21 protein-coding genes are annotated in these 22,897 nt (G+C 40.6%); 9 read left to right on the top strand and 12 right to left on the bottom strand.

The features are described 5' to 3' along the window. Position 1: 1 nt before the first annotated feature. The 4 genes from Q0192_RS00780 to rlmH all read right to left on the bottom strand — a co-directional run bounded on the left by Q0192_RS00780 (position 2) and on the right by rlmH (position 3,440). Positions 2 to 982 (bottom strand): ribonucleoside-diphosphate reductase small subunit, encoded by a 981-nt coding sequence (locus tag Q0192_RS00780; protein WP_299284606.1) that lies wholly within the window; start codon positions 980 to 982, stop codon positions 2 to 4. A 278-nt stretch (positions 983 to 1,260) separates the two neighbouring features. Beyond that, positions 1,261 to 1,623 carry a methionine-R-sulfoxide reductase gene (locus Q0192_RS00775; RefSeq protein WP_299284603.1) on the bottom strand — a complete coding sequence of 121 codons (363 nt, stop codon included), beginning with the start codon at positions 1,621 to 1,623 and terminating at the stop codon, positions 1,261 to 1,263. 317 nt (positions 1,624 to 1,940) lie between these two features. After that, positions 1,941 to 2,870 carry a cation diffusion facilitator family transporter gene (locus Q0192_RS00770; RefSeq protein ID WP_299284600.1) on the bottom strand — a complete coding sequence of 310 codons (930 nt, stop codon included), beginning with the start codon at positions 2,868 to 2,870 and terminating at the stop codon, positions 1,941 to 1,943. A gap of 96 nt (positions 2,871 to 2,966) precedes the next feature. After that, entirely contained in the window at positions 2,967 to 3,440 is a 474-nt protein-coding gene (rlmH, locus tag Q0192_RS00765) for a 23S rRNA (pseudouridine(1915)-N(3))-methyltransferase RlmH (protein ID WP_299284597.1), read from the bottom strand. A gap of 93 nt (positions 3,441 to 3,533) precedes the next feature. Here rlmH and Q0192_RS00760 point away from each other — a divergent pair, with 93 nt between their 5' ends. Together Q0192_RS00760 and Q0192_RS00755 are read left to right on the top strand one after the other, a co-directional pair. After that, the gene (locus Q0192_RS00760) at positions 3,534 to 5,351 is read left to right on the top strand and encodes a DNA mismatch repair protein MutS (RefSeq protein ID WP_299284594.1); all 1,818 of its coding nucleotides are present in this window, start codon (positions 3,534 to 3,536) and stop codon (positions 5,349 to 5,351) included. Between the two features lie 53 nt (positions 5,352 to 5,404). Further along, the gene (locus Q0192_RS00755; RefSeq protein WP_299284591.1) at positions 5,405 to 5,602 is read left to right on the top strand and encodes a DUF2683 family protein; all 198 of its coding nucleotides are present in this window, start codon (positions 5,405 to 5,407) and stop codon (positions 5,600 to 5,602) included. Between the two features lie 206 nt (positions 5,603 to 5,808). On the opposite strand, the gene Q0192_RS00750 is transcribed toward Q0192_RS00755, so the two are convergent. The 4 genes from Q0192_RS00750 to Q0192_RS00735 all read right to left on the bottom strand — a co-directional run bounded on the left by Q0192_RS00750 (position 5,809) and on the right by Q0192_RS00735 (position 13,593). Then, positions 5,809 to 6,972: a PD-(D/E)XK nuclease family protein gene (locus Q0192_RS00750; protein WP_299284588.1), complete on the bottom strand. Its 1,164-nt coding sequence runs from the start codon at positions 6,970 to 6,972 to the stop codon at positions 5,809 to 5,811. 14 nt (positions 6,973 to 6,986) lie between these two features. Then, the gene (locus Q0192_RS00745) at positions 6,987 to 9,569 is read right to left on the bottom strand and encodes a PKD domain-containing protein (RefSeq protein WP_299284585.1); all 2,583 of its coding nucleotides are present in this window, start codon (positions 9,567 to 9,569) and stop codon (positions 6,987 to 6,989) included. 88 nt (positions 9,570 to 9,657) lie between these two features. Then, positions 9,658 to 11,931, bottom strand: a complete 2,274-nt coding sequence (locus Q0192_RS00740) for an aconitate hydratase (protein WP_299284582.1) — start codon at positions 11,929 to 11,931, stop codon at positions 9,658 to 9,660. Between the two features lie 828 nt (positions 11,932 to 12,759). Next, entirely contained in the window at positions 12,760 to 13,593 is an 834-nt protein-coding gene (locus Q0192_RS00735; RefSeq protein ID WP_299284661.1) for an IS982 family transposase, read from the bottom strand. Positions 13,594 to 13,831: 238 nt separating this feature from the next. Between Q0192_RS00735 and Q0192_RS00730 the strand changes: the two genes are divergently transcribed. The 3 genes from Q0192_RS00730 (at position 13,832) to Q0192_RS00720 (ending at position 16,338) form a co-directional block, all read left to right on the top strand. Further along, entirely contained in the window at positions 13,832 to 14,887 is a 1,056-nt protein-coding gene (locus tag Q0192_RS00730) for a hypothetical protein (protein ID WP_299284579.1), read from the top strand. A gap of 36 nt (positions 14,888 to 14,923) precedes the next feature. Further along, positions 14,924 to 15,424 (top strand): DUF6705 family protein, encoded by a 501-nt coding sequence (locus Q0192_RS00725; RefSeq protein WP_299284576.1) that lies wholly within the window; start codon positions 14,924 to 14,926, stop codon positions 15,422 to 15,424. 203 nt (positions 15,425 to 15,627) lie between these two features. After that, positions 15,628 to 16,338 (top strand): SGNH/GDSL hydrolase family protein, encoded by a 711-nt coding sequence (locus Q0192_RS00720; RefSeq protein ID WP_299284572.1) that lies wholly within the window; start codon positions 15,628 to 15,630, stop codon positions 16,336 to 16,338. Positions 16,339 to 16,539: 201 nt separating this feature from the next. On the opposite strand, the gene Q0192_RS00715 is transcribed toward Q0192_RS00720, so the two are convergent. Further along, on the bottom strand, positions 16,540 to 17,157 hold the full coding sequence (locus tag Q0192_RS00715; RefSeq protein WP_299284570.1) for a polysaccharide deacetylase family protein: 618 nt from the start codon (positions 17,155 to 17,157) through the stop codon (positions 16,540 to 16,542). Positions 17,158 to 17,299: 142 nt separating this feature from the next. Here Q0192_RS00715 and Q0192_RS00710 point away from each other — a divergent pair, with 142 nt between their 5' ends. The 3 genes from Q0192_RS00710 (at position 17,300) to Q0192_RS00700 (ending at position 19,080) form a co-directional block, all read left to right on the top strand. Continuing rightward, a complete protein-coding gene (locus tag Q0192_RS00710; protein WP_299284567.1) occupies positions 17,300 to 18,307 on the top strand; it encodes an NAD(P)H-dependent glycerol-3-phosphate dehydrogenase in 1,008 nt (335 codons plus the stop codon). Between the two features lie 25 nt (positions 18,308 to 18,332). After that, a complete protein-coding gene (locus tag Q0192_RS00705; RefSeq protein ID WP_299284564.1) occupies positions 18,333 to 18,629 on the top strand; it encodes a hypothetical protein in 297 nt (98 codons plus the stop codon). A 109-nt stretch (positions 18,630 to 18,738) separates the two neighbouring features. Beyond that, positions 18,739 to 19,080 (top strand): hypothetical protein, encoded by a 342-nt coding sequence (locus tag Q0192_RS00700; RefSeq protein ID WP_299284561.1) that lies wholly within the window; start codon positions 18,739 to 18,741, stop codon positions 19,078 to 19,080. An 82-nt stretch (positions 19,081 to 19,162) separates the two neighbouring features. On the opposite strand, the gene Q0192_RS00695 is transcribed toward Q0192_RS00700, so the two are convergent. The 3 genes from Q0192_RS00695 to Q0192_RS00685 all read right to left on the bottom strand — a co-directional run bounded on the left by Q0192_RS00695 (position 19,163) and on the right by Q0192_RS00685 (position 22,154). Next, positions 19,163 to 20,986 (bottom strand): DEAD/DEAH box helicase, encoded by a 1,824-nt coding sequence (locus Q0192_RS00695; protein ID WP_299284558.1) that lies wholly within the window; start codon positions 20,984 to 20,986, stop codon positions 19,163 to 19,165. A 283-nt stretch (positions 20,987 to 21,269) separates the two neighbouring features. Next, complete coding sequence (locus tag Q0192_RS00690; protein ID WP_299284555.1) at positions 21,270 to 21,545, bottom strand: hypothetical protein; 276 nt, start codon at positions 21,543 to 21,545, stop codon at positions 21,270 to 21,272. A 9-nt stretch (positions 21,546 to 21,554) separates the two neighbouring features. After that, positions 21,555 to 22,154, bottom strand: a complete 600-nt coding sequence (locus Q0192_RS00685) for a sigma-70 family RNA polymerase sigma factor (protein ID WP_299284552.1) — start codon at positions 22,152 to 22,154, stop codon at positions 21,555 to 21,557. A 150-nt stretch (positions 22,155 to 22,304) separates the two neighbouring features. Here Q0192_RS00685 and Q0192_RS00680 point away from each other — a divergent pair. Beyond that, a partial coding sequence (locus Q0192_RS00680; protein WP_299284549.1) for a thioredoxin family protein occupies positions 22,305 to 22,897 on the top strand: 593 nt, incomplete at its 3' end.

Genomic DNA, 22,897 nt, shown 5'->3' with positions numbered 1-22,897 from the left:
TTCAAAAATCTTCATCCATAGAGAAAGCCTGGCTTTTGGCTTCGGTATTTAGTACACCGCTTTTTTGGTAATCGCCAACGCGTTTTTCAAAAAAGTTGGTTTTGCCTTGCAGGGAAATCATCTCCATAAAATCAAACGGATTGTTGGCGAAATACAATTTATCGTAACCTAATTCTACCAGCCAGCGGTCGGCCACAAACTCGATATATTGTCCCATTAAATCAGCATTCATCCCAATTAAACGGACCGGAAGTGCATCGGTGATAAACTCTTTTTCGATCACTACCGCATCCGCAATGATTTCGGTTACTTCTTCTTTGGAAAGTTTATTGTTCAACATGCTGTACAATAGGCAGGCAAACTCGCAATGCAAACCTTCATCGCGCGAGATTAATTCGTTGCTGAAAGTCAAGCCCGGCATCAAACCGCGTTTTTTCAACCAGAAAATGGAGCAGAAACTACCCGAAAAGAAAATGCCTTCTACCGCGGCAAAAGCCACCAAACGTTGTGCAAAATTGCCGTTGTTGATCCATTTTAAAGCCCATTCTGCTTTTTTCTTTACACAGGGAACGGTATCAATGGCATGGAACAAACGGTCTTTTTCAACCGGGTTTTTGATGTACGAATCAATCAACAAAGCGTAAGTTTCTGAGTGAATATTTTCCATCATAATTTGGAAGCCATAAAAACAGCGCGCTTCCGGAACCTGCACCTCGCTCATAAAATTGACGGAAAGGTTTTCGTTTACAATTCCGTCGCTTGCCGCAAAAAACGCCAGCACATGCGAAACGAAATGCCGCTCGCCATCGCTCAAATTGTCCCAGTGTTTCTGGTCGTCGGTCAAGTCAATTTCTTCGGCCGTCCAAAAGCTGGCTTCGTGCTTTTTGTACATTTCCCAGATGGCGGGATAGTTAATCGGCAGAATAACAAAACGGTCTTTGTTTTCCCGCAGCAATACTTCATCTTCCTGATTTGCAATCATTTGTAATACTTTTTTAAATTGGTGAAATATGAGCCGCCAAAAAAAGCCATCCTGTTTGGAAGGCTTCTTTTATCGGCATAAATTTTTTTAGTTTTTCAGTTTGCATTGGCAATTATGAATTTTACCAATGAGTTGAACAATTTTCGTTCGCCTTGATACAAATATAGCCTTTGAGAAAGGTGCCTGGAAGATCAAGTTTTAAACACTTTTAAAGTTATCCACATTGGCAACATTGCCGGTTTTTTACCGTAAGCGAAAACCCGTTTTACAATTTAGCCCTATTTTGCCGGGATAAATTTCATCGAAATAGAGTTTACACAATGGCGTGTATTTTTTGGCGTAAACCTTTCGCCGGTAAAAACGTGGCCTAAATGGGCGCCACAATTATTACATACAATTTCTACCCTTCGGCCATCACGGTCTGCAACGCGTTTTACCGCTCCCGGAATTTCATCATCAAAACTTGGCCAGCCGCAATGCGATTCGAACTTGGTATCCGAGGTGTAAAGCGGCGTGTTGCAGCGGCGGCAAACGTACGTTCCAGCGTCTTTTAAATTGGTGTATTCGCCGGTAAAAGGCCGTTCAGTCCCTTTGTGCAGGATCACGTATTCTTCTTCGGGCGTTAATTTATTGTATTCCATTTTTGGTGTTTTACTAATGGTAACGGCGAATTTTTAGTTTGAGTTTGAAGGCAAGCCGGTATTGACTTTATGCTGATAAAAGAAGTATTGGAGAAAGTTGGGAAGTTGGGAAAGTCCGGAAGCCGGAAAGAAGGAAGCATGAGGTGTAGCTTATACAGCTTCCGGCATTGTTGTCATTTTTCGACCGAAGGGAAAAATCTTCTTTCAACAACCGCAGCCTAACCGCTTTGAAGAGGGTTTCTCCCTTCGGCCGAAATGACAACATGCTTCTTTTAGCACACAAAAATTATAGTGCTAAAAGAAGCATTCCTATCTTACTAACATTCCTGGTTACTGCAACTTTCTACCGAAAACTCCGGCTCAAAAGTGCTGTGCTGGATATCCAAATGCAGCAATTCGTGCCGCAACTCTTTTTTAATGTGGTTAAAAGAAGCAACGGCTGATGGGTCAATTACAACGTGTGCTGTCAACGCATTTTCTGTTGTGCTCAAAGCCCAAATGTGGATATGGTGCACATCTTTTACGCCTACTGTTTTTAGCATGGCTTTTTTTACTTTTTCCAGGTCCAGTTCCTTCGGGATGCCATCTAAAGAAAGCCGCAAACTTTCTTTCAGCAAACTCCAGGTTCCGCCCACAATCACCACCACAATAATTAAACTCACCAGGCTATCTACCCAAAACCAATGTGTAAAATAAATGATGATACCTGAAACCACCACGCCCAAGGAAACAACCGCATCCACTGCCATATGTAAATACGCGCCTTTTACGTTCAGGTCGTCTTCTTTCCCTTTTACAAAAAGCCAGGCCGTAATGCCGTTCACCAAAATCCCGGCAGCAGCAACCCAGGCAATCGTGCCGCCGGCAATCGGTTCGGGGTGCATAAAACGGTTAACGGCTTCGTAAGCAATAATTACAACGGCAGCCAGCAAAATGATGGCATTGAGCAGCGAAACGATGATGGTAGAACGCTTGTAACCATAGGTATATTGACTGTTTTTGGCTACGCCGGAAAGCTTAAACGCCAGCAATGCCAACGCCAAACTGGCCACATCGCTTAAATTATGGCCGGCATCCGTTAATAACGAAAGCGAATGCGTGTAAAAACCGCTAACCACTTCAGTAACCACAAAAGCAGCATTCAGGATAATACCAATCACAAAAGCCCTGGTCAAATGCGTTATTTTGGGTGCGTGGTCGTGGTGATGGTGCGAATGTGAATGATCGTGTGAATGCGTGTGAGCCATAATGCAAAGTTAGTCAATCATTTGAGGCGTTTTCCAGTTTTGGGTCAGCTTTTTATTCACGCAAACCCGCTCTTGAATCCTCGCTCCACGCTCTTTTTATTCATGGTGATAAGGTTCATTCTTTAAAATCGTAAACGCGCGGTAAACCTGTTCTACAAAAAATAAACGCACCATTTGATGCGAAAAGGTAAGTTTAGAAAGCGAAAGTTTTTCGTTGGCGCGCTGGTAAATACTGTTGTCAAATCCGTATGGGCCGCCGATGATAAAAACCAGGTTTTGGGTTGAGGCCAGCATCCTTTTGTTTAGCAGATCGGCAAATTGCAGGGACGAAAGTTCTTGTCCGCGTTCGTCCAGCAAAACCACAAAATCTGTTGATGCCAGTTTCTTCAAAATCAATTCCGCTTCTTTTGCTTTCTGTTGTTCCTGGCTCAAACCTTTCGTATTTTTCAACTCCGGAATTTCTATGATTTCCAGCTTAATGTAATGCTTCAGCCTTTTGAGGTAGATTTCGATGCCTTCGTTTAAATATTTTTCTTCGGTTTTGCCTACACAAAGTAAAGTGATCTTCATCTTTTCGGAACAGAATTAAAAACAAAATTTGGTGTTAATTTAGATACTTTCGCACCTGATTGTACAAAGATAGATTTTTAAAATGCCTATTAAATGACGGAGCAGGAACAGCAGGTTTTACAAAAATACGAGCAGGAAGCAAGCACGCTTACGCAACAAGTTTTAGCCTGTAAAAGAAGCATCAACCAAATTTCGTTGTACCGGTTGGCTGCGTTTTTAACCGGAATTGTCATCATTTATTTGATTGGACACTTCGGCGCAATTTACATGCTGCTCGTTTTTTTGCTCACCAGTTTTGTGTTTATGCAGTTGGTGATGAAGCAGGGAAAATTGCAGGTGCAGCACGATTTCAACAAGAATTTGCTGGCCGTTATCGAAAACGAAATTGACAATTTACAAGCGCATAAAAATCTTTACGATGATGGTTCCGGCTTTGCCTCTGCAACCCATCCTTACACCGATGACCTCGATATTTTTGGTCCGTTTTCGCTGTTTCACGAAGTGAACCGAAGCAATACGCAAAACGGCAAAGCAATTTTAGCCAATTGGTTTAAAAACCTTTCCGAAAAAATGGTGATCGAAGAACGCCAGCAAGCCGTAAAAGAACTGAAAGAAAAGATTAAAGCAACCTTCAATTTCCGCGCACATTTATTGCCGTTCGTTCATCACGAAATGGAAAATTTGAGCGCCGCGATCAGCAACGGTTTAAAAAACCGGATTGCTTTTACAGAACGAAAATGGCTGAAAACGTACATCCAAATTTTACCTTATCTTGTTGCGGCTTTAGTTGCCGGTGCTTTTTTTATCGGTATTTTTTTGAACATTTTGGTATTTGTGCTGCTGTTCAACTTCTTTTTATCGGGTATTTACAACAAAGAAGTGAACAGCGTACACAGCGGTTTTAGCAAATGCGCCGGGCAGTTAAATGCTTATGCAGAAGTTTTAAAATGGATTGAAGAAGAAAACTGGCAATGCATTTACCTTAAAAATTTGGTGCAGCAATGCGAACCTGCAAACCGTTCCGAAAAAACCTATGTAAAAATAGCATCACTGGCAAAAATCATCAAACAGTTTGATTTGATGGCAACGCCTATTGGCGCGCTGTTTTTAAACCTGCTTTTTTTGTGGGGCATCCGCTGCTCCATCAAAGTTTCCAAATGGCACCAAACGTCTTCGGTATTTATTTTAAAAGCTTTTGAAGTGATTTCGGGTTTTGAGGCAATCACCAGTTTAAGCACCTTGCATTACAACCATCCCGACTGGCCTTTTCCAAAAATCAGCAACGAGTTTTGTTTAACAATGAAGAAATTAGGCCATCCGCTGATCGTCGAAGAAAAACGTGTGGTCAATAATTTTTCGATGGAAAACCATAAAACTGTGGATGTGATTACCGGCTCGAACATGGCTGGCAAAAGTACTTTTCTGCGAACTTTAGGCATTAACTTAGTTTTAGCTTATTCGGGTGCGCCGGTTTGTGCCGAAAGCATGACCGTTTCCGTACTAAAACTGGTAAGTTACATGCGCATCAAAGATTCACTAAACGAAAGCACTTCCACTTTTAAAGCCGAACTGGACCGTTTAAAAATGATCCTCGAAAAAACCGCCGCTGAAAGCGACGTGCTTGTTTTAATTGACGAAATGCTGCGCGGCACCAACAGCAAAGATAAATACGCCGGTTCCAAAGCGTTTATCGAAAGGTTGATCCGCCAGCAAACCGCCGCTTTGGTTGCTACGCACGATTTGCAAATTGCCGATTTGGCCGACGAACATTCTGGCGCTGTCCGCAATTTTCATTTCGATATCAAAATGCAAAATCAGGATATGTTTTTTGATTACAAGATCAAAGATGGCGCCTGTAAAACTTTTAATGCTTCTATTTTATTAAGGGAAATTGGGTTGGAAGTTAATTGAGGCAATGCTTCTTTTATGGGTATAAATTTGTATTTTCAACCTAACAAAAAATCATGGAAACAATTATTATGTTGCCCGAAAACAAAGAACAGTTAAGTGCGATTAAAGCTTTTGCAAAAGCCCTTAAAGTTAAATTTAAAACTGAAAAAACTTATTACAGCCCTGATGCTGTTGCTAAAGTGCGCCAGGGCGAAGAAGATTACAAAAACGGCAAAGGCGTAAAAATTGTTACCGAAGATTTGTGGAAGTAATATATATTGGATTTCTAAATATTTTTAATGTTGGCAGCTTTTCGTCAAATGCTTCTTTTACCGGTATAAATTTGGTGTTGATTTTTGTTTTGGGCGTGCCGCTACGGGTTGGGCTATCCGCTACTATCCCTCACGAGGCAAAGCGCATACTTTTACTGTGTGCTACTGTGCTTCTTTTATCACCTTAAACTTATAAATCCATAAACTTATAAATCCATTCCTTCAGTAAGTTGAAGGAGTGTATTAACTTTTTCTTTAATCATCTGCATCATTCTTCCATCTGTAATAGCTTGCCATGCTTCTAACTTTTTCCAATCATCATAAGGCTTGTCCATATACCTTAACCAAGGCCATGTTGTAGTACTTCCATTATTATTTGGCAATAACTGCAACCTTTTGATTAGTTCTGTTGAAATTATCGTATCAACATAATCTTTAGATATATTAAAACCATATATTAAATATTTGTCAGAAGATTGAAATTCAAAACCTATTTGTATGTTTTTCCAATTCTCTTTCTTTATCCAAAAGCCAGAGTATTTTGTGCTAAAGTTTACTTTATAATCACATAAAAATCCTTGGGCTTTAAATTCATTTTCGATTTTAATTCCAAATTCTTTCGATACAGAATTTAAAGCTTTATTCAAGTTTTCTGTTATCAGAAAAGATGCCTCCAAATTTGTAGCAATTATTAAATTCAATTCTGTTTGCATACTATCATTTATAGTTTGATTAGTCAGATATTTGATTAAATTAATGTATTGAGTAATTGATTCCCTGATTATTGGAAACATGACAGCTTCTTTGCGACATTGATCTAACCAATTTGAAATATTTGATTTATAAGAATAACTTTTAAAGTGTGTGCCATTTACAAGATCACCAAAGCTACTTTTATTAGGCTCTTTTCCATCAAGAGTTAAATATATCAAATCTGCATTTGGAGCGTATTTATAATAGCGAAGAATTTGATTCTTTTGATCACCTGCATAAATTTTGTTCTCAATCAAAATTTGATTTCCGTTCTTATCGGTAATTACAATATCAATGCGGCCACCTTCTGTAAAATCTTTGTTTATAGAAGTCGTATGTTTTTCTATTTCAACGTTACAACTTTCAGAATCAATAGTATTTCCTTTAAAACAAAACGCTTTAATAAATAACTTTAAAAAAACATCCTTTTGTCCATGATTGCCTTTTGGATTTAAAAGCTCAGCGAGAAATGCAGAATGTAATCTTACTTCGGAAGATTCAAGTTTTAAAATTCTGAATATGTTAAAGTTCTCTCCGGCTATTTGGTTTATCTTTTTGTAATGATTGTTTAATGTATTTACTTGTTCCAGTAAAGTTTTAAATTGTCCTTGTTCCATTTATACTTCTTTTATCACCTTAAAACCGTTACATAACCCGCTTCCTTAATTACGTCATCGTTTAAACTTATCCCTGTAATCACATAATAATAAGTGCCAACCGGAACCGGGTTTCCGTTGTAGAAACCGTCCCAGCGTTTTAAAATGTCTTTGGCTTCGTACAGTTGAGTGCCGTAGCGGTTAAAAATCTGGATGCGGTAATTGCGCAAACTAGTGATCTTTACCCCAAAATCATCGTTAATGCCGTCGCCATTGGGCGTGAAAGTATTGGGGATAAAAATTACGACTTCGTAACGCAAAACCAACTTCCCAAGCGAAATGGTGTTTGAGCAAGCGCCTTTGTTCGTGGCGGTCAGCTTCACCGTAAAACTTCCTTTGGTGGTGTAGGTATGCTGCGGATTGGTTTGGGTGGAACTACTGCCGTCGCCAAAATCCCACAAATAACTATCGGCATTAGTGCTCAAATTTTTAAAGGAAACCAGCAGCGGCACGGCGCCCGTACCCGGAATCGCAGGCGTGGCATCAAAAGCAGCAACCGGAACGGGTACAATATCGGTAGCATTAATGGTGGTCGAAACCGGATCACTGGAACATTGCCCCTGTGTAATCACCAACGAATAAGTACCTGCAACGGAAGGCCCGGTAATGGGAATGCGCACCGTAGTTTGGTTGGAAGTAAAACTGTTCGGCCCCGTCCAACTGTAGGTAGTATTTGCCAACGCGTTTGTGCTCATCACCAAAGTATCGCCAATACAGTACGGACCATTTACTTTATTCAGTTGCGTAAGCACTGGTTTCTGCGGCACATTAAAAACCTGGGTAAAAACAGTAGTACAGCCGCCGCTTCCGGTAGCTGTTAAGGTAATTTTTTTATCGCCAAAAGAAGCATAGGTAACGGTAAAAGGCCCGTTGGTAGTGGCACTGGCAATGCTGGCACCGATGCCAAAATCCCAGTTCAAACTGGTATAATCCGTAGAGTTATTGGTGATGGTGAAGCTTTGCTGCGGCGTACATAAATTGTTGGGCATAACGGTAAAATTAAGCACCGGCGTTTTCCCGATGGGCGGAACGGTGATGGAAGCCTGATCGCTCGAACAACCATTTTGTGTGATGACCAACGTGTAAACGCCAGCCTGGTTATAATTGGCTAGCGGAATGGTAACGACGGAATCCGTCGAAGAAAAACCGTTCGGCCCTTGCCATAGATACGAAGTTTTTGCGGAGGAAGGAATTTGCGCCCTCAAAATCAATTTATCGCCCAAGCAATAATTAGTGTTGGAAGTGAGCAAAACGGGTATGGTTGGTTTTGTAGGAATATCAAAAGTTTTGTAATCTACCGACAAACAGCCTTGCGCATTGTACGCCAATAAAACAGCCGTTTTTGTTCCGGGAGTTGAATAGGTAACCGTATAAGGGCCTGGCCCGGCAGCGGAATCTATGCTGGCGCCATCACCAAAACTCCATTTTAAAGAGGTATTGTTGGTAGATTTATTGGTGAAAGTAAAACTCGGTTTTGCGGTACAGGGATTGTTTACCTGCAAATCCAACTTAGCTGTCGGCCCTAAAAATGTTCCGGTAGTAGGGCCGCCGCCGGTAAAAGATATGGTAAAACCATTGGAGCCGGAAGTAAAGTTGTTGATCAGCAAAGCATAAACGTGCCCCTGGATCATATCTACATATTTCACAAAACCATCCTGGCCTGGCACACAGCCAGGCATTTCTACCAAATCGGTAGAAGTTAAGTTAAGCCCGGTTTTATTGTAAAAAGGGGTACAAGTTACCCCGCTTCCAGAGGCGCATCGAATTGCGTTTGCTGCATTTACGTTGCTTGCTGCGCCGCTGGTTCCCAAATCATATAAAACCCAATCAAGATCATTGTCGGAAATGGTTGGCGTAATTGTAAAAGTTAACGTTCCATTGTTGGCGGCCGTCCATTTATACCAGGCAGAATTAGCTTCAATTGGCCCGCTTCCGGAATTCACATCCAAACAAGTGCCGGCAGATTCGCGACTGTTGCTGCCTGCACCGGTTACATTGGTTTGGGTAAAAGCTGTTGTATCGCAAATGATAGAAGCAGTGCTAAAATCCTGACCGGCTTTTAAAATGGGATAATAATTATTGAGGCACAGCTTAAAAGTGCCGGTACTGTTGCTGCCTCCGCTTACACGGATATAATAAGTTTGACCGATTGTTAAGCCACCTTTATATAACGTACCCAAAGTTGCGGTGCTGGTTTTGGCACCAATCATTTCCGAAAAATTAGTGCAATCGGGCGTGGTGTATAAAGCAATTAACGGTGTGTTTAAAGTGCCGCCACCGTTTGCATTTCCAGTTACCGAAATATTGACATCAAAAGCTGTAGCGATAAATTTAAACCAAACATCGTTTCCGGCAGAAGGCCAGCCTTGCGCCGCTGCTAAACCACCTGCTGTAGCATTGATGCTGGTATAAGCTGCGTTATCCGAACAAAAATTAGAAACAGTTGTCAGCGTAATCGCGCCCGAACAATCATCATTTGCCGGTGCTTGTGCTTTAAGCACATCTGTAAAACACAAAAAAAAGACCGATAAAAGAAGTATATGTCGAAGTTTTTTCAAAATTGTTTACGGCTGTTAATTCCCTAAAAATAGAAAAAGCCCCGATAAATTTCGGGGCTTTTTTTGGGCAACAATAACAATACTGTTTTTATGCCACATTTTTTTGCTGGCGGCGGATGATGTTGAGTGCGCCCCCTGCTTTAAACCACTCGATTTGTTGTGCATTGTAAGTGTGGTTTACCGGGAAAGATTCCTGTGTACCATCTGCATGGTGCAAAACAACAGTCAATTGGCTGCCCGGTGCAAACTGGTTTAAACCGGTAATATCGAAAATATCGTCTTCCAAAACTTTGGTGTAATCATTTTTATCGGCAAAAGTTAAAGCCAGCATACCTTGCTTTTTCAAGTTGGTTTCGTGGATACGGGCAAAAGATTTTACCAAAATCGCACGAACACCTAAGTGCCGGGGTTCCATCGCCGCATGTTCGCGGGATGAGCCTTCACCATAATTTTCATCGCCAACCACAATACTGCCAATTCCTGCGGCTTTGTAAGCACGCTGAGTTGCCGGAACCGGGCCGTATTCTCCTGTCAGTTCGTTTTTAACCGTATCTGATTTTAGGTTGAAGAAATTAATCGCGCCAATCAGCATGTTGTTGGAAATGTTATCCAAATGGCCGCGGTATTTCAACCATGGGCCAGCCATCGAAATATGGTCGGTTGTACATTTTCCTTTGGCTTTGATCAGCAATTTCAAACCGGTAATGTCGGTGCCTTCCCAGGCTTTAAACGGATCGAGCAACTGCAAACGGTCAGAAGTCGGGCTTACTTTTACTTCAACGGTGCTGCCATCAACAGCAGGCGCTAAATAACCGGCATCTTCTACCGCAAAACCTTTGATCGGCATTTCGATGCCCTGCGGCTCGTCTAATTTCACCTGTTCCCCGCTTTCGTTCGTTAGCGTATCGGTCAACGGATTGAAAGACAGATCACCGGCAATGGCAAAAGCCGTTACAATTTCCGGCGAAGCCACAAAAGCATGTGTATTGGGGTTGCCGTCGTTGCGTTTGGCAAAGTTGCGGTTAAACGAAGTAATGATGGAATTTTTTCGGGTTGGATCATTGGTATGACGCGCCCATTGGCCGATACAAGGCCCGCAGGCATTGGCCAAAACCACACCACCAATTTGTGCGAAAGTATTTAAATAACCATCGCGCTCTACCGTATAACGAACCAATTCTGATCCCGGCGTAACTGTAAATTCGGCACGTGTTTTTAAGCCTTTATCAATTGCTTGGGTGGCGATGGAAGCCGCACGGGTAATATCTTCGTAAGAGGAGTTAGTGCAGGAACCAATCAAACCAACTTCCAATTGTGCCGGCCAGTTGTTTTCTTTTACAGCATCGGCAAATTTAGAAATCGGCCAGGCCAAATCCGGCGTAAACGGGCCGTTTACATAAGGTTCCAGTTCGGAAAGGTTAATTTCGATCACCTGATCAAAATAAGCTTCCGGGTTGGCATAAACTTCTTCATCGCCGGTCAAATGTTCTTTAATGGCATTGGCTGCATCTGCAATCGCGCCGCGTTCTGTTCCGCGCAAGTAAGTTTCCGATTTTTCATCGTAACCAAAAATAGAAGTGGTTGCGCCAATTTCGGCGCCCATATTACAAATGGTTGCTTTACCAGTTGCCGAAATCGAACGTGCGCCTTCGCCAAAATATTCAACAATGGCACCGGTTCCGCCGTTAACGGTTAAAATACCGGCCACTTTCAGGATCACATCTTTTGCTGCTGTCCAGCCGGAAAGTTTTCCGGTCAGTTTTACACCAATCAGTTTCGGGAATTTTAGTTCCCAGGGCAGTCCGGCCATTACATCGCAGGCATCGGCACCGCCAACACCAATCGCAATCATGCCTAAACCACCGGCGTTTGGCGTGTGCGAATCTGTACCGATCATCATCCCACCCGGAAAAGCGTAATTTTCTAAAACCACTTGGTGAATAATACCGGCGCCCGGTTTCCAAAAACCGATGCCATATTTATTGGAAACAGAAGAAAGGAAATCGTAAACCTCTTTGTTCTGGCTTTTTGCAGTGTCTAAATCTTCTCCGGCACCATCTTTTGCCTGGATCAAGTGGTCGCAATGCACCGTGGAAGGCACGGCAACTTGCGGCCTGCCCGCTTGCATAAACTGTAAAAGCGCCATTTGCGCCGTTGCATCTTGCATGGCTACGCGGTCTGGTGCAAAATCAACATAATCCACCCCGCGTAAAAGTTCCCGGGTCGGGTCGCCTTCGGAAAGGTGGGAATATAAAATTTTTTCGGTGAGGGTGAAAGGTTTACCAACTGCTTTACGGGCAGCTTCGATGCGGCTGCCATAGCGGTTGTAAACCTGCTGGATCATATTTAAATCAAAAGCCATTTTATTGATTTTTATTGAACGGTTAATTATTAAACGAGCGAAGTACGGGTGCGAATCTACAAAATTAACAGGTAAAAGAAGTATTGGGTTTGGATTTTTGATTTGATGTGAGATGGGGAAAGGTTGGGTTTTTACAGTGGCTTAGATGTAGATTTGATTTATGGTAGGTGATGATACCCTGGTTAATCGGAATTAGAAATTCCCAAATCAAAGGACGGAGTTACAACTATTACTAACAGATGTTTACTAATACCTTACTACACCATATCATGGTAACATCTTTGTTACAATAGCATTATTATTTGAATTAACCGTTTGTCAACAAAAATTCCCAAACTACTTTTTTAACTTTAGCTTATAATATTTACCTAAATCTACTATATGTCAAGAGCCTCACCTTTTTATTATATACTGCAATTTTAAGTAGGTTAAAATTAATAACTCCTAAAGCGATCTATAACTACTATCTATTTCAATTCCAACTAATTTCATCAGTTTATGAATGTAAAAACTACAAAAATCTTTTACATAATCATCTTTCTTTTCATATTATACAGTTGTAAGAAAGAACTTAATAATTCGGGATCAAAATCAAGCGTTTCTACTTCCAACAATTCAATTATAGACAGCTTTAAAACCGGATTTCTTAATAAAAGCTATGACAAAAGATTAAATCAGACAATCAATGATACCATTATACTAAAATGGGTTCCTGATTGGAAATCTTATACTTCAAGTTCTTTAGGTGATAGCTTGACTTACTATTATATTGCTCTTATATCCTGTTGCCCTCAATACTAAATCTAATTCAATAATTAACTCAAGTTGTTAGTTAGGTATTATTTTATCAAGGGTAAAAGCAAACACGAATAATGTAATTTTCAACAACCATCCTTTGAAAGTTACGGCATGAAGTTTTCTGAGAAACAAGCCTTTGATCTCACTGATGGTTGTTTCGATCCGTTTACGCATATATTCTTTTATAAAGGCAGCACTTACGCTATCTGTTCTTTTGGCATTTGATTTCCGGTGTACTTTCAAAGCAATCAGATCGGTTTCCATAAGCTGGTCCTCGATTTCGTAATTGGTATAAGCCGAATCGGCAAACACCTCGCTTTCGGCAGGCAGTTCCATTGGCAGCTTCTTTAAGGCCTGTGAATCATGTTCACTGCCCGGAACAAAACCAAACTCTACCGGAATACCATCTTTGGTAACCAGCAACTGTACTTTTACCCCATAAAAATAACGGCGCATACTGGTTTGCTTGCCATGCCACTGCTTGCCGTGTAATATTTTAGAATTCGCGATTCGAATATTATCGCAAACTGCTACCGGAAACGAATCGAGTACATAGCTCATCTCACAACTGATATACTTGAAATAATAACTGATCTGCATGAAAAGACTGTAAATCAGTTCTGCAATCCGATGTAACCTGCGGTTGAAACGGCTCTTGTCCAGCATGCCCGGTATCATTCCGGTCATTTTCATAAACTGCCTTGCCTTATCCTGATGCCCGCCAAAATACAACGACGATACAACTGCTGTTGTAATGATCTCGCTATCGCTGACCCGCCTCCGGCTGTCTTCATAATGTTTACTTGTTTTTAGTAAATCATCTATAAAACAAAATATTCCTATAATTTTATCCTTGGTAAGCATCATCATCGGTTCTTTAGTTGTGGTAAACCAAAATTCCCTTTTTTGATGCTTACTCTTTAAGCCTTTTATCTAGCAACTTGAGTTAATTAATAATACTGAAGAAGTAAATATCAAGAAGTTTTTATTAGTAGGCAAAAGTTCAAGTAGAACTTTTTTCAGAATTGCTACATATTTTTTTGATGAAACTGATAAAAAAAATACTGAAAATCCAGTTAAAGCTATCGGCCAAAATTACAATTTGAATAATTTTACAGGAAGTATTTTGTTTGAAAATTTAGACAAGAATTCCTACAGTAAAAATTATTATATAAATGGGTCGAAGATTATTAATGCTAAATCACCGGTTAGTACAAACTCTGTGTTAAAACCGAATTATGTCGTTACTGAATGTCAGACAACTGCAATATGTACATATTTCACCAATTGTAATGGATATTATGTTACAGCGGTTAGTGGTGTAGACTTTTGTCCTGGAGAACCTATTTTTATACCGAGTGGTTGCTTTTCTTTTAACGGTTGGCAGTACGCTGGCACCGAGTATAGGACGAGTTGTCATGATGTAGAATATCCAGACCCTCCACTTGGTGGTAGTCCAACTAATATAACTTTTCCTGTTAGTAATCCATGTGCAGTTAAGGCGACCACCTTAAGCAGTCCAACATGGGCAAACACTTTGAATGCTGCTAAAGACAATTGGTTAGCACTTGACCATGAAAGTGCTTATACATATACTAATATCAATCAACTTAGTACCTATAGCTTTCAATATGGGTCTAGAAACGAGCCTTTTATTAATCTTACAGTACCGGTTCAAATCACTGGCATGGTGCATTCGCATCCGACAGGCATTGTTGATATGAACAATAACCCAGTTCGCATGTCACCAACCCCTACACCTGAGGATTTTGCGGCTATAGGAACCCTCTTCAATACCGGTAAGTTAGCTATTCCATCCACATTTACCAGCACGGTAATTACTGGTTTAGGATCCCTTTATATGATTTCTATCAGCGATCCAAACCTTTTTAAAACATGGATGACTACAAATTTTGCAAGAGACAGTGATGGTGTTACGTTATTTGAAAAGAATTTTACAAGTTTGGGAAATGCATTACTTGCCGGTGGTGGATACAGCGATCGAGACGCGCATGAAACAGCCCTTTTATATTACCTTCAAAATTCCGGTATTAGAATGATCAGAGGAGACATAAATAACTTATACTCATCTGCTAATTGGTTACCACTTAATTACAATTCCTCTTGGTATCGCACACAAGCGACTCCATGTCCATAATTATATTAGAATTATAAAAAACTATTTTCTTAAAACATGAAAAAATTATTTATTGCACTTTTGCTGACCTTAGTTAGTTTTACTGTCTTTGCACAGTTAAAGCCCTATCAACCCAATCCGGTACTTGATAAATTTGTAGGTACTTGGGTTTCCCAAACAGGAAAAAAGACAATAACAATAACGATAAGAAAAATACAAGAACCTATTTTAAATAGTAAAGTCGACTTCCTGGTTGGTTATCTGTTACATAAGGACAACAATGAAATACTTGAGCAAAGAAATACTCCTGTTTTAACCCAAGGCATTAATAACGACATGAGTAAAATCTTTCAGGATAAAGTGTTTTTTACTTATTCTGATCAGAGAAAACATAAGCATGGCAAATTAGTAGTAACAATTTCTGATCGAGATCCAGATGAGTTCACTACCTACTTAACGGAGGAGCGTCATATGAAGGTAAATACGGAGAACACTCAAAATAGAACAGTAGAGAACGGCCTGACATTACCCGTCGCTTTGGTTTTTCATCGAAAGTGATAATATTAGATGTAAGGTTATTATTCTTAGAGATTTTGGAAAAAACTATGAAAAAATAATCTAGAGTAAAATAGTTATCAATAAATTGATTTTTGCTACCTAAATAAAAGAGCCCTTACGTTGTAAAAGGCTCTTTTAATTCCGTTACTATAGTGTAATAATTTGAAGACTCTATTTGATAATTTGTACAATAGACAATATACATGAATTTTAAAAAGCTAAAATTAATAAATCCAGTTTTTATCACATTAGGGTTGTTTACTATTTTGGTTACAATTTCATGTTACAAAGAACAAAATACAATAGTAGCTACTACAAAGCCCGCTTTGTCAAATATCTTAATTTTAGGCAATAGTATTACACAAGCATCTGCTAACCCATCAATAGGCTGGAATAATAACTGGGGAATGGCAGCCACTGCCGCTGACAGCGATTATGTACATCGTTTAACAACACTGTTTTCTAAGAAAAACAGTAATTGTAAAGTTACAGCCTTTAATATTGCCGCTTTTGAAACAGGTTTTGCAAGCTATGACTTTGATGCAAATCTTAAAACTTACAGAGACAGTAAGCCGGATTTACTTATAATACGTATTGGCGAAAACGTACAGGATGGATTTAATGCAACTTTATTTAACACCAGGTACGCCGCTTTACTTGCATATTTTAAAAGTGCAAATCCTACTATACAAGTATATGCTTTTGGTTCATTTTGGCCTGGCAAAAGTGTTGTCGATGATATTATGAAAAAATACTCTCCATTTTTATCACTTAGTTATTTAGGGAATGATCGCAGTAACTATTCTTATGGGTTGTGGATCGATAGTGGCATACAATACCATCCCTCCAATAAAGGTATGCGGCTTATAAGTGCCGCAATTTGGCAGCGGGTTGGCACGTTAACTAAGCCTTAAAAAGCTAATTCCTACTGGTCGGGATATGTAACCTGCTTTGTTCTGCTGGTCGCAAGTTGTAACCCTAGCCTTAGAGCTTTGGGTTTCAAATTCCCTTATTACAAATAGCAATGCTTCTTTTACCGGTAAAAAATCATCATGCAAAATACAAAAGGAGTAAATTATCTTTTGCCTGTTTGCAGGAAAAATAATAATTATCCATCACAAACTCTTAAAACCATACCCCTTATCCTGCCAAAAAGCCAACGCCTTCGGCAAAACATATTCTAACCGCGGCCAGGCTTTCAAACTATCGTGGAAAACCACAATCGAGCCGTTGCTGCTTTTATCAACCACATTTTGATAACATTTTTCAGGAGATAGATCCGGATCAAAATCGCCGCTTAAAACATCCCACATCACCACTTCGTATTGCTTTTTTAAAACGGCTAACTGTGATTTTTTTGCGCGCCCGTAAGGCGGACGGAATAGTTTAGCTTTTACCAGTTGGTTGCATTGTTCCACATTCTCCAAATACAATTCATCCGGTGTGTTCCAGCCGCGCAAATGGTTAAAAGTATGGTTGCCAATGGCATGCCCGCTTGCTTTTACGGCTTCAAAAATTTCGGGGTGTTTTTGCACATTATCGCCAATACAAAAAAACGTTGCTTTGGCCTCAAATTGCGCTAAAGTTTCCAGCACAAATGGCGTTACTTCCGGTATCGGCCCGTCATCAAAAGTAAGGTAAATGGCGTTTTCTGTCCGGCTTTTGTGCCAGGTGAGGCCCGGATAAACATATTTTAAAAGCGCAGGCGTTTTTACCAAATATGGCATTTTCATGTTGCTGCAAAAATTAAAATTTGACACCAAAAAAGTAGTGGTAAAAGAAGCATAACCCATTCCGGCTTTTGTGCGTAAACTTAATAATGCAGATATTTTCCTTACTTTGCAATACTATAAATAAAATGTTCATCAGCAATTAATGGAGCCGGATAAATTAAAAATAGCGGTGGTTGGCGGCGGAAGCTGGGCCACGGCCATTATTAAAATACTGACAGACAATACGGTTCCGAAAGAAATTTTTTGGTGGATGCGCAACGAAGAAACGCTGCAAAGCATCCGCCGTTTCCGGCACAACCCGCGTTATTTAAGTTCGGTGGAAATCAACATCAAGCCCAAAAACCTGTCTACCAATTTAAAGGAAACGATTAAAAAAGCAGATGTAATTTTGCTGAACGTGCCGGCCGCTTTTTTAAAAGATGCGCTTGCCGATATTACGTCCGAAGATTTAAAAGACAAAAAAGTCATTTCGGCCATCAAAGGCATCGTGCCGGACGAAAACCAGATTGTAGGCGATTTTATCCATCAGCATTACCAGCTTCCACTCAGCAGTTTTTTGGTTTTAAGCGGCCCTTGCCATGCCGAAGAAGTTGCGTTGGAAAAATTGTCGTACATAACTTTGGCTTCGCAGGATAAAAAACTGGCCACTAAACTGGCCGCTTCTTTTAACACGCGTTACATCAAAACCAATATTTCGGACGATATTTACGGAACGGAATATGCCGCCGTTTTGAAAAACATTTACGCCATTGCCAGCGGTATTTGCCACGGCGTTGGTTATGGCGATAATTTCCAGGCGGTTTTAATCTCCAACGCCATCCGCGAAATTAAGCGTTTTGTGGATGCCGTCCATCCCATCAGCCGCGATATCAACGAATCGGCTTATTTGGGCGATTTGCTGGTTACCGGTTATTCGCAGTTTAGCCGCAACCGCACTTTTGGCAACATGATCGGCAAAGGTTACACCGTTAACTCGGCACAATTGGAAATGAACATGGTGGCCGAAGGTTATTACGCCGCCAACTGCCTGCAGGAAGTGAACAAAAAGTACAACGTTTATATGCCGATTAGTCAGGCGGTTTACGCAGTTTTATACCAAAAAAGCAGCCCCGTTGCCGAAATGAAACAATTGGCAGAACATTTGAGTTAATAGGGAAAATACTTAAACAATAGCCATGAAAAAAATTAAAGCCGTGTTGCTTTCAGCTGCTGTGCTGTTTGCCGTACAATCATTCGCCCAAAATACCGCAAAAGGTAAAGTTGGAACCGCCGTTAACAAAGCCGGCAATAAAACCGCCGAAGTTGCCGCAAAAGGTGTGGCAGCCATTGCCGACAAAACGTACAAAGGCAAAGTTGCGCCGGGAGGAGAAAAGGTTTACATTGACAAGCACGACAAAACTTTTTACGTAAACAAAAAAGGCGCAAAAGTTTATATCGCAAAATCAAAACTGGTAGACGCACCAGCCAAATAATTAAATTTTTTTTAGTGAAAAATGCCCGGATAATTGTTCGGGCATTTTTTGTGTTTGCTAATTTTATGCCGATAAAAGAAGCATCTTGAACCAGAAAAACAAAGGAAGTATGAAATCAGAAAAACTACTTTTTAAAAACAGCATACTTCTTTTACTACTATTTTTTTTGATGGCTTTGGGATGCAGGCAGCAAATAGCTGCAAAAGATAAAATCCGCGGCAAATGGCATTCTGAAGATGGAAAAACCAGGTTGACGATTACCCAAAAAGAATTTACGCTGGACGAAGGCGACGAACCAATTGCCGAAAATTATTTTGTAAAGGGCGATTCGATATTTACTTCGTATCAAGGCAGCCGGCCTTTTACCAAGTTTACTATCAAGAATTTATTGGATAAAAGTTTAACGTTGGTTTATCCGGATTCTACTTCGGTTAATTTTATGCGCCAATAAAAAAAGCCTTCGGATGTTTCCGAAAGCTTTTTTAACTAAACTAAAACTAAAAAATTATGTGGTAAAAACAGTATCAACTGTTTTAAAACCTTCTGCGGCGTTCGCCACGGTCTTCTTTGCTTTTTCCTGAGAAATCACGGAAACCACTTCCGCTTCCGCCGCCGCTGTAGCTGCGTTCACGTCCGCCATCGCGCCGTTCACGGTTTCCGCTTCCGCCTTCTCTGCGCGGATAACCACCGCCGGATGACCTTGGGCTGCGGCTTTCGCTACGCTCGCCATCGGCAGCACCCGAAAGTTCAATCCGAACTTCACGGCCCTGGAAATTGGCACCTTTAAAGGCATCAACTACCTGTTGCGCTTCGTCGTTTGGCACTTCGAAGAAAGAATAAACACCTTTTACGTCTATCTTGCCAACGCCACGGCCGTTAATTTTGCTGGTGTTACAAATGTAGCCCAACAAATCCCCGCGGGTAAAATTATCTACCGAACCTAAGTTGATAAACAAACGCGTATAATCTGCATTAACACCGCTGCCGCTGCGAGGTGTGCGTTCGCCATCGCGCACACGGGATTCATCAGCCGAAGCATTTAAATCAGGCGCATTTTTGTAATAATCTAAGAAACGATTGAACTCTAAAGAAGCAAAACGTTTGATGATATCTTCTTTGCTCAGTTCTTTAAACTCTTCCATAATGCGCGGAATGTACTGATCAATTTGCTGATCGTTTACCGCTACGTTATGAACTTTGTGCACCAAACCAAACAGTTGTTTTTCGCAAACATCAAAACCGGTCGGGATTTCTGCTTTCACAAACTTTTTGCCTAAAACACGTTCAATCTGGCGTATTTTGCCAATTTCTTTGGCGTTGATGATGGCGATCGAAATACCCGTTTTACCGGCACGGCCGGTACGGCCACTGCGGTGCGTGTAGTTTTCAATTTCATCCGGCAAAGAATAATTGATCACGTGTGTAACGTCGCTTACATCAATACCACGTGCAGCCACATCAGTCGCAATCAGCAATTGCAAACTGCGGTCGCGGTAACGTTTCATCACCTTGTCGCGTTGTTGCTGCGATAAATCGCCGTGCAAAGAATCCGCATTGTAACCGTCTTTAATTAAAGATTCGGCTATTTCCTGGGTTTCAATTTTGGTACGGCAAAAAACGATACCAAAAATTTCCGGGTTAAAATCAACAATACGTTTAAAAGCGGCGTATTTCTCACGCGCTTTCACTACATAATATTCGTGCTCAATGTTTACATTTCCGGTGTTTTTTGTGCCCATGGTAAGCTCAAAAGGATCGGTCATGTAATTTTTAGCGATGCGGCGCACTTCGGCCGGCATCGTGGCCGAGAACAGCCAGGTTTTTTTCTCTTCAGGAGTGGTAGACAGGATTTCGTTAATGTCTTCCTGGAAGCCCATGTTCAACATTTCGTCAGCTTCGTCCAAAACAACGTATTGGATGTCTGAAAAATCAATGGCTTTGCGGCCAATGATGTCCAACATACGTCCTGGAGTGGCAACAACAATCTGTACGCCGCGTTTTATTTCGCGAAGTTGGTCCATAATGCTGGCGCCACCGTAAACAGCTACAACTTTAACGTTGTGCATGTTTTTGGCATAGCTTTTAATGTCGCTTGTAATTTGTAAACACAACTCGCGGGTTGGGCAAAGAATTAAAGCTTGAGGCTTGTTCTGATCAAAGTCAATCAGTTCTAATAACGGCAGTCCGAAGGCAGCAGTTTTTCCGGTCCCTGTTTGGGCTAATCCGACAAAATCGTTGCTGCCTGTTAACAAAACCGGAATAGATTGTTCCTGGATTGGCGTAGGATTTTCAAATCCTAAATCAGAGATGGCATTAACAATATCATGACGGATTCCCAGTTCAATAAATGGGTTCATGATGTAAATAACGAACTTAGCTACATTGCTAAATCTGCTGCAAAAGTAAGAAAAATTTCCATTACTTCAAACACTAAATCTATTATGATTTTAAAGTGATAATTTCCCATTGTCCAAAATATAAAAGCAGTTGAAACGAAACCGCAAAAACCATCAAAACACACTGATTTTTAGGTGCTAAAAGAAGCATCAGGGCAAACAGAAGTTGAAGAAGATTTAATTAAAAATGTATTCATGGTTTCAAATTTTCGTTCCCGCAAAAATGTTAAACTTACAATTTATTTTAATTTCCGTTCAGCTTTTCTTTGATGCGTTCCTGCAATTCGTTTTTAAAAGTTTCGTCCAATTTAGTTTCCTGAGGTTGGGAAGAATGAAACATACCTTTCACCATTTGATTAATCATGATACTTTGCTGCTGAAAAGTGCGGCAAACAGAACAACCGACCAAATGGATTTTTAATTCCAGTTTTTCCCGAAGTGTCAAAGTTTCTAACTGCTTCTTTTCAATCAAAAAAGTAGCTTTCCTGCAGTTGTAGGCAATTTTTTTTATCTCGTCCATTCCTTATCCTTAAATCCAGTTTTTTTGAAGACAAGCCCTTAAATTTATTTTAGTGCGATGAATGATTACCCAAAAATTTGCGACCGAAACCTTCAATTCGGTACAAATCAGTTCGGTCGAGGCATCGTCCATGTGCTTCATGGTAAAAACCGACAGCCAAAGCACCGGAAGTTTCTGCATGCAATTTTGCAAAATCTGGTTAAACTCTTTGTTGAGGATCGGATCCTGTTCTACACCGAATTCCTGCGGGCGATGCGCCTCGTTCCAATGTCCGTCTTCAGAATCGAAAAAATCCTGCTGTTCCTGCTCTGCTTCTTTTACCGTACTTTTTTTGCCGGGGCCGGAGGAATTTTTCCGGTAAACATCAACCACTTTGTTTTTTAAAATCGCCGTTAGCCAAGTCCGTTCAGAACTGTTGCCTTTAAATTGCGCTGTTTTTTCCAACGCTGCCAAAAAAGTTTCCTGCACCAAATCTTTGGCCAACTCTTCATCGTTTAACCGGGTGATGGCATAAGTAAACAGATAATCAGCGTACAAAATCACCCACTTATGCGGGTTTATTTCCGAAGTGTTTAGTTGGTTTAGAGTCGAAAGCTTATCAGCTGGCATCGTTAAAATTTATATGGTAAAAGCAGTATTGTTGTATAAATTTCAGCTCATTAGTCGTACGGCTTTTTCAATCCTTACAAAACTTTTTTAAATTTATTGTAAGGATGACTTGTTTTAAACGACAAAGGGTGAAACTTCAAAATTAAAATAATGAAAGCAATAAAATTATACATTTTGGCCGGTTGCCTTGCAACGATTGGCATCATTTCCTGGATCGCTGCCGGCGATCAACCAAAAAGTACCGATAAAAACAGCATGGCAGCAAAAGGTTTTGCAGTGATTGAATTGTTTACTTCCGAAGGTTGTTCCAGTTGTCCGCCTGCAGATGAACTGGTAGAAAAAATTCAGCAGGAAAGCAACAACCAGCCGGTTTATATCCTTGCTTTTCATGTTGATTACTGGAACCGTTTGGGCTGGAAAGATGTTTTCAGCAGCGCGGCTTATTCTAAAAGGCAAAACCAATATGCCAATTGGTTGAAAACGCAATCCGTTTATACGCCGCAAATTGTGGTGAACGGCCGCAAAGAATTTATCGGATCGGAAGAAGGAACGCTGCGAAATGCCATCAAAAGCAGCTTGCAAAAAACTCCATCTTTGGTTTTAACTTTGGATGGTGTAAAGTTTGATAAAGACAAAGTTGGTTTGCAATACCAGGTTGAAGGCGCAACAAACAACGTTTCGCTTTTGCTGGCTTTGGTTCAAAAATCAGCAACAACAAACGTAAAAGCGGGAGAAAACGGGGG

The sequence above is a fragment of the uncultured Mucilaginibacter sp. genome (assembly GCF_937859865.1).
Classification (GTDB): Bacteria; Bacteroidota; Bacteroidia; order Sphingobacteriales; family Sphingobacteriaceae; genus Mucilaginibacter_A.
The sequence above is the reverse complement of the archived record's forward strand: the minus strand, read 5'-3'. Positions and strand labels throughout refer to the sequence as shown.